Raw genomic sequence first — 13,318 nt, forward strand, 5'->3', positions numbered from 1 at the left:
GCCTCGACTCTGCTCGGATCGGCGCGTTTTAGGTTTTTCCCTAAATACCCCTCCAGGGGCGCTCCTTACCATTTGATCAATTCCAAGCACTGGCTCTGCCCATTGTGAAGCAGCCCTGAGAAAAAGCTGTTCCCGCAGGCCGGCATTGGAAGGAGGTACGACAGTACGAAACGCCATTTGAGTAGCCGTTTCGCTCTGTGCAGGACTTGAATTGAATGTTTAACGGAGTGGTTATGTTACCGATCAAGATCATCGCAAAAGACACTGGGCATCCGCTGGATGTCACTGGCAGCAATCTGCTGACAATCAATCGGCCGGCGGTCATCAAGATGTCCGCGCCAGCGGAAGATATTCAGTCGGTCAGTCGCGAAGGCGAACGTCTGGTCATCAAGCTCAAGACTGGCGAAACCATCTCCATCGATGGCTTCTTCGATGTGATCGACGGCGTGAAAAGCGATCTGGTGTTTGAAGATCCCAAGACCGGCGAGCTGCTGATCGCTGATTATTCGGTCCCTTGGACCGGCGTTGCCCTGGTGCCGCTTGAGTCGATCGATTCGCTGCTTGTCGTGGCCGAGGCCGATTCCATGGGCCTGCTGGCGCCCTTGCTGGGCCTGGCCGCCGTGGGCGGTGCGGTGGCGATTGCCAACCATGACAGCGGTGGCGGTGGCGGTAGCAGTGCTGATGCGGCGAATGCCGATCAGGGGCTGACCACGCCTTCGACACCGAGCGTGCTGTTCAACAACATGCATGGCCTGACCGGCAAGTCCGATGCCGGGGCTACCGTTGCCCTTACCTTGGCTGACGGTACCGTGGTCACTACTGTGGCCGACGATACCGGGCTCTGGCATTTCAACCCCAATCCGCTGGCCGATGGCGAACAGGGTTCCCTGCAAGCCAGCCTGAATGGCGTGCAGAGCGGTTCCACCAGCACCGGCGTGGCTGACGTCACGGCGCCCGCCGAGCCGGTAGTGACCCAGAACAACCAGGATGGCCTGGCCGGTATGGCCGAGCCGGGCAGTACCATTACCGTCAGTCTTGCCGATGGCAGTACCGTCATTGCGACCGTGGGGGCAGACGGTCAGTGGAATGTCACCCCGAACCCGCTGACTCCGGGTGTTAGCGGATCGATCGTCGTCACCGATACCGCCGGTAACTCCAGTGCGAGCGTCGACACCGGAATCATCAATTCCACGCAACCGGTACCTCCCACTGTTGACCAGAACAACGCCGATGGCCTGAGTGGCACCGGCGAGCCAGGCAGCACCGTGACCGTCGAACTGCCAGACGGCAGTACCGTGACAACTATCGTCGACGGAGACGGTAATTGGTCGTTCGTGCCGAACCCGTTGCAACCGGGTGAAGAAGGCTCGGTCACCATCACCGATCCAGATGGCAACACCAGCACTGGCGTCGACACGGGTTCCAGCGATCAGACCCCACCTGCAGCCCCGACCGTTGACCAGAACAATGGCGATGGTCTGAGCGGCACCGGCGAGCCGGGCAGCACCGTAGTCGTTGAACTGCCGGACGGCAGCACCGTGACCACCACTGTCGATGAAAACGGCAACTGGTCGTTCGTGCCGAACCCGCTGCAACCGGGTGAAGCAGGTTCGATCACCGTCATCGACCCGGCTGGCAACGCCACTGAAGGGGTGAACACTGGTACCAATGACCAGCCGCCATCCCCAGCTCCCGCTGACCAGAATCCTCCTGCTGCTCCCACTATTGACCAGAACAATGGTGATGGCCTGAGCGGCACCGGCGAGCCGGGCAGCACCGTGGTCGTCGAACTGCCGGATGGCAGCACCGTCACTACCGTTATCGATGAAAACGGCAACTGGTCGTTTGTACCAAACCCGCTGCAACCGGGTGAAGCAGGCTCGATCACCGTCATCGACCCGGCGGGCAACGCCAGCGAAGCGGTGAACACCGGTTCCAGCGATCAGACCCCACCTGCGGCGCCGACCGTTGACCAGAACGATGAATCGGGTATTAGCGGTACTGGCGAGCCGGGCAGCACCGTGGTCGTCGAACTGCCGGACGGCAGCACCGTCACTACCGTTATCGATGAAAACGGCAACTGGTCGTTCGTGCCGAACCCACTGCAACCGGGTGAAGCAGGTTCGATCACCGTCATCGACCCGGCGGGCAACACCAGCGAGGCTGTGAACACCGGTTCCAGCGATCAGACTCCACCGGCGGCGCCGACCGTTGACCAGAACAACGGCGACGGGATTAGCGGTACCGGCGAGCCGGGCAGCACCGTGGTCGTCGAACTGCCGGACGGCAGCACCGTCACTACCGTTATCGATGAAAACGGCAACTGGTCGTTCGTGCCGAACCCACTGCAACCGGGCGAAGCAGGCTCGATCACCGTCATCGACCCGACGGGCAACGCCAGCGAGGCGGTGAACACCGGTTCCAGCGATCAGACTCCACCGGCGGCGCCGACCGTTGACCAGAACAACGGCGACGGGATTAGCGGTACCGGCGAGCCGGGCAGCACCGTGGTCGTCGAACTGCCGGACGGCAGCACCGTCACTACCGTTATCGATGAAAACGGCAACTGGTCGTTCGTGCCGAACCCACTGCAACCGGGCGAAGCAGGCTCGATCACCGTCATCGACCCGACGGGCAACGCCAGCGAGGCGGTGAACACCGGTTCCAGCGACCAGACTCCACCTGCGGCACCGACCGTTGACCAGAACAATGAATCGGGTATTAGCGGTACTGGCGAGCCGGGCAGCACCGTGGTCGTCGAACTGCCGGACGGCAGCACCGTCACTACCGTTATCGATGAAAACGGCAACTGGTCGTTCGTGCCGAACCCGCTGCAACCGGGTGAAGAGGGTTCGATCACCGTCATCGATCCAGCGGGCAACGCCAGCGAAGCGGTGAGCACCGGCTCCAGCGATCAGACCCCACCGGCGGCGCCGACCGTTGACCAGAACAACGGCGACGGGATTAGCGGTACCGGAGAGCCGGGCAGCACCGTGGTCGTCGAACTGCCGGACGGCAGCACCGTCACTACCGTTATCGATGAAAACGGCAACTGGTCGTTCGTGCCGAACCCGCTGCAACCGGGTGAAGAGGGTTCGATCACCGTCATCGATCCAGCGGGCAACGCCAGCGAAGCGGTGAGCACCGGCTCCAGCGATCAGACCCCACCGGCGGCGCCGACCGTTGACCAGAACAACGGCGACGGGATTAGCGGTACCGGCGAGCCGGGCAGCACCGTGGTCGTCGAACTGCCGGACGGCAGCACCGTCACTACCGTTATCGATGAAAACGGCAACTGGTCGTTCGTGCCGAACCCACTGCAACCGGGCGAAGCAGGCTCGATCATCGTCATCGACCCGACGGGCAACGCCAGCGAGGCGGTGAACACCGGTTCCAGCGACCAGACTCCACCTGCGGCACCGACCGTTGACCAGAACAATGGCAGCGGCCTGAGCGGTACTGGCGAGGCCGGCAGCACCGTAACCGTGGAACTGCCAGACGGCAGCACCGTCACTACCGTTATCGATGAAAACGGCAACTGGTCATTCGTACCGAACCCACTGCAACCGGGTGAGGAAGGTTCGATCACCGTCATCGACCCGGCTGGCAACGCCAGCGAGGCTGTGAACACCGGTTCCAGCGACCAGGCCCCACCTGCGGCGCCTGCCGTTGACCAGAACAATGAAGCAGATCTGAGCGGCACCGGCGAAGCCGGTGGCACTGTGACCGTTGAACTGGCCGATGGCAGCACCGTGACCACCGTTGTCGATGAAAACGGTGACTGGTCGTTCGTGCCGAACCCACTGCAACCGGGCGAAGCAGGCTCGATCACTATTACCGATGCGGCTGGCAATATCAGCGAAGCCACGCAGACCGCTCCAAGCGATCAGACCGCACCGGTCATCGAGGAAGGCTCGCTGGATCTGGTGGATAACGTCGGCACAATCACCGGCACCATCGCCCGTGGCGATGTCACTGACGATGCACAACCGGAGTTCAAAGGCTCGTTCGCGCCTGACGATGCGACCCTGGTCAAGATCTATGACAACGGTGTGCTGATCGGCAGCGCCGCCGTGGATGCCTCTGGTCACTGGAGCTTCGTACCGACACTGCCACTGACCGCGGGTGAGCACAGTTTCGTGGCCGAGGCTGTGGACGCTGCGGGTAATGTCAGCGACAAGACTGCGGCCTGGGACTTCACTCTGGCCGGGGACGCCCCGGCGGCACCGGCCATCACTCAAGTGCTGGACGATGTCGGTACGGTTACCGGCGCCTTGCAGAAAGGCGACAGCACCGACGATAACACCTTGACCATCACCGGTACCGGCGCGGCACAAACGCTGGTCACTGTGTTCGTCAACGGGGCTGTTGTCGGCTCTGTCATGGTCGACGCCAGTGGCAACTGGAGCCTGACCACTGCGGATCTGGGCGCGGATGGCGTGAAAAACATCACCGCGCAGGCCTCCGATCTGGCCGGGCAACTGAGCCCGATGACTGGCGAATATTCGGTCACTTTGGACACCCAGGCGCCGACTCAGCCTGTGCGGGTCGTCGCGACCGACGATCAAGGAGCACAGGTAGGTCCGATCGCCCAGAACGGCGTCACCGACGATGCCATCCCGACCTTCAGTGGCAGCGGCGCGGAGAGCGGGGCGCTGGTCAAGCTCTACGACAACGGTGTCGTCATCGGTTCGACCACGGTCGATGCCAGCGGCAACTGGAGTTACACCGCATCTGCCGCGTTGGCCGGTGGTGCCCATGCCATCACCACGACCCTCACGGACAAGGCCGGCAATACCAGCGTTGCCAGCGAAGCACTCAACTTCAGCGTCGAAACCGGTGAAGTGGTGGTCAGCATCGTCAAGGCCATCGACAACGTCGGCAGCATCCAAGGGGATATCGCCAGCCGCGGCCTGACCGACGATGCCGCGCCGACATTGGTCGGCACGGCAACCGCTGGTGCTCTGGTCACCGTCAGCGAGGCGGGTAAGGTCCTGGGCAGTGTGACGGCCGATGCTTCCGGCAACTGGAGCATGGAGCTGCCGATACAGGCCGAAGGCTTGCACACTTATACCGCCGTCGCGCGCAATGCTGCCGGTACCGAAGGCTCGGCAGATTTCATGCTGGACATCGACCTGACTGCGCCGTCCGCACCCGTGGTATCCGGTGCGTTCGATGACGTGGGTGTGTACCAGGGGCAACTGGCACAGAACGGTTTCACGGATGACACCACCCCGACCCTGAGCGGCAGCGGCAATGCGGGTGAAGTGGTCAAGGTCTACGACAACGGCACCTTGCTGGGCAGCGTGACGGTGTCCGCCGAGGGCGCCTGGAGCTTCACCCCATCGACGCCGCTGGCGCAGGGCGCTCACAGCCTGACCGCCACACAGTCGGATGCGGCCGGTAACGAAAGCGTGGCCAGCGCAGCGGTCTCGTTCACTGTCGACACCACCGCGCCAACCGCCATCGTGCAGATCACTGCCATCGATCAGGACACTGACGTGCCGGGTGACTTCATCACCTCCGATACGTCGCTGACCTTGTTCGGCACGCTGTCCACGGCGCTGGGGGCCAACGAGAAGGTGCAGATCAGCCTCAACGACGGTAGCACCTGGTTCGATGTGGTCGTGAGCGACCTCAACTGGCGTTATGACGATGCTCGGGTGCTGACCGATGGCCTGCACAACTACCAGGTACGCGTCATTGATGCGGCTGGCAACGTCGGCTCGCAAGCCTCGCAAGCGGTGGTCATCGATACCGGTATCGGCATTGGCCTGAATATCACCGACATCACTCCGGATTCGGGTGTGTTGGGTGACTTCATTACCAGCGCCACCAGCATTGCCGTCAAGGGCACGCTGAGCCAGGAGCTGCCGACCGGGGCACGGGTCCAGGTATCCAGCGATGGCGGCCTGACCTGGGCCAATGCAGCCACCACCGGTACGACCTGGATTTTCGAAGATCCGACCGTACACGGCGACTCCGTTGTGGTTTATCAGGCGCGTGTGGTTGCGGCCGGCGGCGCAGTGGTGGATAGCGCCAGCCAGGAAGTCACCTTCGACACCACGGCGCCTGCGGCTTCGGCTTTGATCGAATCGATCACCGAAGACCGCGGCGCCAGTCCGAGCGACTTCATCACCAACGACAACCGTCTGGTGATCAACGGTTCCTTAAGCGATGCCGCCGAGGCCACTGATCGGGTCGAAGTCAGCCTCAACGGTGGCAACACCTGGGAAATGGCTGCTTTCGAGAACGGTAAATGGAGCCTGGACATGACCGACCGCGTGTTGGCCGATGGCACCTACATCGTCCAGGCCCGGGTGGTGGATGCGGCGGGCAACCGTGGCACCATCAGCAGCCAGGTCCTGACCATCGACACGGTCGGCCTCAGCGCCAACGGCATGACCTCGACCTTTGTGGTCTCCACCGATACCGCCGCCGGCGTCAGCAACGGCCACAGCACTGCCGAAAGCGCGACCAACAGCGACATGGTCACCCGTGACACCACGGTCACCGTGTCCGGCACGCTGAACGTCTCGCTGCAAGCGACGCAGAACCTGCAAGTATCGTTCGATAACGGCCAGAGCTGGGTCACCGTGCTGTCCTCCAGCGGTTCGCTGTGGACATACACGCTGCCTGAGTTCGCCCAGAGCCAGACGCTGAACGTGAAAATGCAACTGGTCGATACTGCCGGTAACGTCGCCACGGGCACCAGTTTCAACGACTACACCGTGGTCGTGGATCTGGACGCACCGGAACCTGTCACCGTCGCTCCGGTCGTGGCTGCGGCCATTACCAGCGGCGCTGCATTGTCGTTCGCCAGCGATGTCCATGGTCGTGTCGAGTCCGGTGCGCTCATTGCGCTGGTCGAAGACAGCAACAAGGACGGCGTGTACAGCGAAGGGCTCGACAAGATCCTGGGCTATGCCACGGCGGATGCGCAGGGCGATTGGAAAATCGACGCCTCGCTGAGCAAAGGCAATCACTCCATCGGCTTCGTCGTCTGGGATGCCGCCGGCAACCGCTCCAACCTCAGCGAGCTGGTGCAGGTCACGGCCAGCGATGCAACTACCGCCGGCAGCCGGTTGCAGCAGACGACCTGGGGCGGAACCGCCAGCGGTGCGCAGTATGGTTTGAACGCCGCCGCGGTGACGGTCAACGAAGACGGCACCTGGTCGTTCTTCCAGAGTTCGATGGCGCAGAGCTCCGGTGCAGTGGCCAACGCCGGTTATGTCTATAGCGGCACCGATAACCAGAATTACACGGCCACTTACCTGGCGGAGCCCACTGGCGTCTCGGAGCACTGGGAAGGGGGAGTGATCAGCCAGGCGGTCTTTGCGGACTACAACCGTGATGGCTTGCAGGACATCATGAGCCAGACCAGCAGCAGTACCCGCAATACCGCCCTGTGGACCAAAAATAGCGACGGTACCTATACGGGCACGTCGCTGGCCCTTGGTTGGGGTGGCGTTTTGGGGGTAGGTGCCAATGGTACTGAAACCCATGTCGGCGGTGTTGTCGCCTACGACGCTCAAGGTGACGGATACCTGGACTTCGCATTTGCCGGCTCCAACGACAGTGCATACGTCAAGGTCACCAACGACAAGGGGACGCTGAACTACACGATGGAAAACGGCGGCACCAATTTCGCTCACGAAATCAGCGCGGTCGACGTCAACAACAACGGTACCGTGGAGCTGGCCGGTCACTCGGGCTACGACTGGACCAAAGGCCTGTCGGTCCAGTTGAGCAACGCAGACGGCAGCATCGCCTCCACCTATAACCAGGGTGGCGTGTTCCGCCGTGACAGCACGGTCGACCACAGTAACCTGCCGATCTCCATGACCTGGGCGGACTTCAACGGTGACGGTTACCTGGACCTGTTCATCAGTCGCAGCCTGGGTGACGACCGTGCAACCGATACTGACGAAAGCCGTATCTACCTCAACCTTGGCAACGATGCCAACGGTAACTGGTTGGGGATGGCCCAGAATGAGCAGTCGTTGAAGTTTGGCGACAGCATGGACGGCGGTGCTTCGTTCGCCGTGGACTGGAACCACGACGGGCAGATGGACGTTATCGAGGTGCCACGTCGCAATGCGACTGATAGTGTTGCCCAGACAGGTTCGCCTACGGTGTACCTGAACCAGGGCAACAACGTCTGGAGCGGTACCGGACAGTCCCTCAGCGGTACGACGGCTTACGACAACATCACCGGTGCAACCGCAGTGGACTATGACTGGGACGGCGCGGTCGACCTGATCATGTACCGCGCCGGCAGCACCAGTGCCGGCCTGGATCCGAACACCGCCACATCGATTCTGGTCAGGAACGAAAACGTGGTGGCCGACGGCACCAGCCTGCACCTCCGCATCCTGGACAAGAACGGCCTGAACGTGTTCTACGGCAACACCGTCAAGCTGTACAACTCGGCGGGGGACCTGGTCGCAACCCAGATCATCAACCCGCAGTCCTCGGCATCGAGCAACAGCCAGGGCCTGGTGAATTTCTACGGCCTGGACGCCAGCGAGACGTACTCGGTGCAGTTGCTGCGCACCGAGAACAGCACCATCAACCATGTGGGGGCTTCGACCTATCAGCAAAACTATGTCAACGGCACGGTGAACCTGAACTGGGGCGGGCTGACTACGGGGGCCGCACATGATGCTTATGTGCTGACGGCGGAGTCGACCACTGCGGTCAACGACACCATCGGTGAGTCGGGGCTAGTCGGGACCGGTTACAACGACACCTTCTTCGGTTCCGAAGGCAACGACACCATCAATGGCGGTGGGGGCTGGAACACCGCCATGGACGGTACCCAGACCTGGAGCGCGACGCAGGGCATGGACGTGGTCGACTACAGTCGCTCCACCCTGGCCATGCAGATCAACCTGGAGTCGGGTGTGGCGATCGGCATGGGGACGGACAACCTGATCAGCATCGAGGGCATCGTCGGCAGTGCGTTCTCCGACAGCATCACCGACAGTTCGGCCAACAACCGGATCGAAGGCGGCGCGGGCAATGATGTGATCTACCTCACCAATGGCGGTAATGACACGCTGCTGTACAAGGTGTTGGACGCCAGCAATGCCACCGGTGGTAATGGTAGCGATCAGATCTACAGCTTCCACGTAGGCAATGTGCTTACCGACGGTAATGCCGACGTCATCGATGTCAGCGAACTGCTGGGCTACAAAGGCACGGCAGGGCTGTATCAGGACCAGGGCGTGACCAAACTGGACAGCGCCTCCAGCGAGTTGCTGGACTACCTGAAGGTGGAAGTCGTGGGTAACGACACGGTCATCAGCGTCGATCGTGATGGTGCCGGGGCTGAGTTCGGCTTCAGCTCCATCGCCACGCTGGTCGATGTCAAGACCGACCTGTTGACCCTGATGCAAAACCACCAGTTGGTGGTGTGATGTGAAAAAGCCCACCTGCGCTCGATGGACCGGGCGCAGGCGGGTTGGCTTGAGAAAAACGCAGACGTGAGTCTGCGTTTTTTTTGCCCCGAGAGCGGGAGGGCGTTCCCGGGTGAGCCCAGCGGCTCACCGATCGGGCCGTTTTCGCTTTAGGGTTTACCCTACAGATCCCGCGGTGTGGTGTTCTTACCATGAAGACCTTGCTTCATGGAGGTCTACCAAAAATGAGTCACAAATATTGGAGAGCGGGCCTGATCACCGTTGTCTCGTCGATCGCCTTGCTGGGCTTTTCCGAACCGGTGGTTGCTGATACCTCACCTCGTCCCGCTGGGCAGAAACGCATTGTCTGCAACCCGCAATGCGAAACCGTAAGCACTTCAGCAGCGCCAACCTCGCGGCCGACTCAATCGGCTCCCGCGCAACCTGCAGCACAGCAGCCGGGCGTTGCGGGCAAGCGCAATCCTTTTTCCTATGACAGCTTGCCGGCAATGGACGGCAAGGCCATAAACCTGCCGGCCTCCTCGGCCAACCAGGCTCCGGCGCCAGCTGGCGATCTATGGCAAGTCGTCTCGCTGGCGGTCAACCGTTACCCATCGATCCGCGATGCGGCTTCGGTCCTCGAGCAACGCCGTGAAGGCATCGACGTCGCCCGGGCCGGCTACCTGCCGAAAGTGGACGTGGGCATCAGTTCCGGCCGGCAGAGTTTCGGCAGTAACGGGCAGGCACTGTCGCTCACCGCCAGCCAGATGCTGTACGACTTCGGCAAGGTCGGTGGCGCGGTCACCGAGGCCGAGTCCAACGTGGTGCTGCAACAAGTGAAATGGCAGGGCGAGATCGACGACATTGCCCTGCAGGCCGCCGAGGCGGTGATCGAGGTGCGTCGGTACGAAGCGCTGGTCAATGCCGCGCAAGCGCAAAAAGAGCAACTGGAAAAACTGCAGCAACTGGCTGCGCGCCGGGTCAGCGAAGGGGCCAGCACCCAGGCCGACCTGATCCAGGCGCAATCTCGGGTCGAGGCGGCCGAAGCCTCGCTGCTCGCGAGCCAGACTCAGCTGAGCCAGCAACGTAGCAAGCTGCGCATCCTGATAGGCCAGGAACCGCTCAATGACATCGCGGTGCCCGAGAGCCGTTTGGCCCAGGCCCTGGCAACTATCGATCCCGATATGGAAATGACCATCGGCGTGCAGCAGGCTGAAGCCGAATGGAGTGTCGCCCAGGCCCAAGCCGCTCAGGCCCAGGCCAATGCCAAGCCGACCGTGTCCCTGGATGCGGGCGTCGACAAGTACCTGGGCAATGTCCCCTCGGGCCGGGACGAGTACGCCTACACCTTGACTGTAAGCGTCAAGCACAGCCTGTTCGACGGCGGCGCGCCATCAGCACGGATTCGCGGGGCGGGCCAGGCGGTCCGTGCCGCCGAAGAGCGCATCCATACCCGCAAGCTTGAGGCGCAGAACGCCTGGTTCCGCCTGCAAGAGCAAATGGCCGGGTTGTCGAGCCGGATCAAGGTACTGGGTGACCGCTACAAAAGCATGGTCGATACCCGTGCGCTGTACGAACAGCAATACCTGGCGCTCGGTACGCGCTCCTTGCTCGATCTGTTGAACGCCGAACAGGAAATCTTCCAGGCCCAGACCGACCGGGAAAACTCCCGCCACGACCTCTGGCTGGCCCAGGTGAACTACATCAACGCCACCGGCCATATGCGTAACGTATTCGCCCTGATGGGAGCTTCGTCATGACCACTCATTCAACCGTTGCCTCTGCAAGCTCTACCGCGGATGTAGCGAACCCCTGGCTGGACGCCATGCTACAAGTGGCCCGGCATTATCGGCTGGAGACCTCGACGGAGCGTGTGCGCGTCATGCTCGACTGGCAAACCGACCACCCGGCCGACGTCCAGCTCAAGCAAATGGCGCGCGACATGGGCATGTCGCTGTGTTTCGAGAAACCCGGCAAAGGCATTCTGGACCCCTGGCGGCTGCCGGTGGTGGCCGAGTTCGACAACGGCCAGGTCGGCGTCATCGAAAGTGTCGACAACGGCCAGTTCGTCGGCGTGCGCCTGAGCGGCGAGCAGGGCGTATTGCAGGCTTTGCCGGTAGCCGAGGTCTGCGCCCGGATACAACGGGTCTTGCTGTTGCGCCCTGAAGTGTCGACGCCCGATGCGCGGGTCGACGACTACATCAAGCCCTTCGAGGCCAACTGGTTCTGGAAACTGGCGCTGCACGACTGGCGGCGGTACTCCGATGTGATGCTGGCCTCGCTGATTGCCAACGTCCTGGCCCTGGGCGCCATGCTGTTCTCGATGCAGATCTACGACCGGGTGATTCCCGCCCAGTCCGAGCCGACCCTGTGGGTGCTGTTCGGCGGGGTGGTCATCGCCATCGTTTTCGAGTTCTGCATGCGCCTGTCGCGGACCCATCTGACCGACAAGATTGGCAAGCGCGCCGACCTGCGGATTTCCGACCGGGTCTTTGGCCATGCGCTGCGCATCCGCACCCAGGATCAGTCGAAATCCACCGGCTCCTTCATTTCGCAGATCCGCGAGCTGGAGCAGGTGCGCGAGCTGATCACCTCCACCACCGTGAACGCCATGGCGGACCTGCCGTTCTTCTTCCTGTTCCTCGGCGTGCTGTGGTACGTCGGCGGGATGATGGCCTTGGTGCCGCTGGCGATCCTGCCGTTGCTGATCATTCCCGGCCTGCTGGCCCAGCGCTGGTTGGCCAGATACTCCAAGGAAGGCATGCGCGAAGCTTCGCTTCGCAACGCGATGCTGATCGAGGCCGTCCAGGGCAACGAAGACATCAAGCTGCTGCGTGCCGAGCAGCGCTTCCAGACCCAGTGGAACCACCTCAACCAGGTGTCGGCCGACATCAGCATGCGCCAGCGCTTCATCACCGGTGCGTTGATGACCTGGACCCAGGAACTGCAATCGCTGGTCTATGTGCTGGTGATCCTGGTGGGCTGCTTCATGGTCATCAGCGGCGACATGACCACCGGCGCCTTGATCGGTGCCTCGATCCTGTCGTCGCGGATGATTGCGCCCCTGGCGCAATTGTCGGGCGTCATGGCGCGCTGGCAGCAGGCCAAGGTCGCCCGCGAAGGCCTGGACGAGTTGATGAAGCGCCCGGTCGACCAGCCCCTGCACGGCAAGATGCTGCACCGTCCGGTCATCCACGGCGACTACCGCTTCGACGGCGTGAAGTTCCGCTACGAGCAGGAGCAGAAGCAGCCGGCGCTGGAGATCCCCGGCCTGACGATCAAGGCCGGCGAGAAAGTGGCGATCCTGGGTCGCAACGGCGCCGGCAAGTCGACCCTGCTGCACCTGTTGTCCGGCTTGCAGGCGCCCCAGGAAGGCAACGTGCTGCTGGACTCATTGAACCTGTCGATGATCGATCCGTATGACGTGCGCCGTGACGTGGGCTTCCTCAGCCAACAGGCATCGCTGTTCTTCGGCTCGCTGCGCGACAACATCATCATGGGCAAACCCATGGCCACTGACGACGAGATCATCCAGGCACTGACCTTGAGTGGCGCGCTGTCGCTGGTGCAGTCGTTGCCCGATGGCCTGGATCACATGATCCGCGAGGGCGGCAAGGGCTTGTCCGGCGGCCAGCGGCAAATGCTCTTGCTGGCCCGCACGCTGATCCGCAACCCCCGCGTGCTGCTGCTGGACGAGCCGACCGCCTGGCTCGACGAACTCAGCGAGCAGCAGCTGATTGAAAAGCTGCTGCCATGGCTCGAAGGCCGCACGCTGATCGTCGCCACCCACCGGCCGGCCGTCCTGAAATGGGTGGACCGCATCATCGCCGTGGACAAGGGCCGGATCGTCCTGGACGACACCAAACACATCGTCATCAGCCAGATGAGCAAACCGCGCGCATCCGCTGCCTGATCGC

At 62.3% G+C, this 13,318-nt stretch carries 3 protein-coding genes; all 3 read left to right on the forward strand.

The features are described from left to right. The first annotated feature begins 233 nt into the window (after positions 1-233). The 3 genes from C4K27_RS12075 to C4K27_RS12085 all read left to right on the forward strand — a co-directional run bounded on the left by C4K27_RS12075 (position 234) and on the right by C4K27_RS12085 (position 13,314). On the forward strand, positions 234-9,422 hold the full coding sequence (locus C4K27_RS12075; RefSeq protein ID WP_164523764.1) for an Ig-like domain-containing protein: 9,189 nt from the start codon (positions 234-236) through the stop codon (positions 9,420-9,422). Positions 9,423-9,646: 224 nt separating this feature from the next. Next, a complete protein-coding gene (locus C4K27_RS12080) occupies positions 9,647-11,161 on the forward strand; it encodes a TolC family outer membrane protein (RefSeq protein WP_053260620.1) in 1,515 nt (504 codons plus the stop codon). Beyond that, on the forward strand, positions 11,158-13,314 hold the full coding sequence (locus tag C4K27_RS12085) for a type I secretion system permease/ATPase (protein WP_053260621.1): 2,157 nt from the start codon (positions 11,158-11,160) through the stop codon (positions 13,312-13,314). The genes C4K27_RS12080 and C4K27_RS12085 overlap by 4 nt, the downstream gene beginning before the upstream one ends. Positions 13,315-13,318 lie beyond the last annotated feature (4 nt).

It is taken from the genome of Pseudomonas chlororaphis subsp. chlororaphis, from assembly GCF_003945765.1.
Taxonomy (GTDB): Bacteria; Pseudomonadota; Gammaproteobacteria; order Pseudomonadales; family Pseudomonadaceae; genus Aquipseudomonas; species Aquipseudomonas chlororaphis.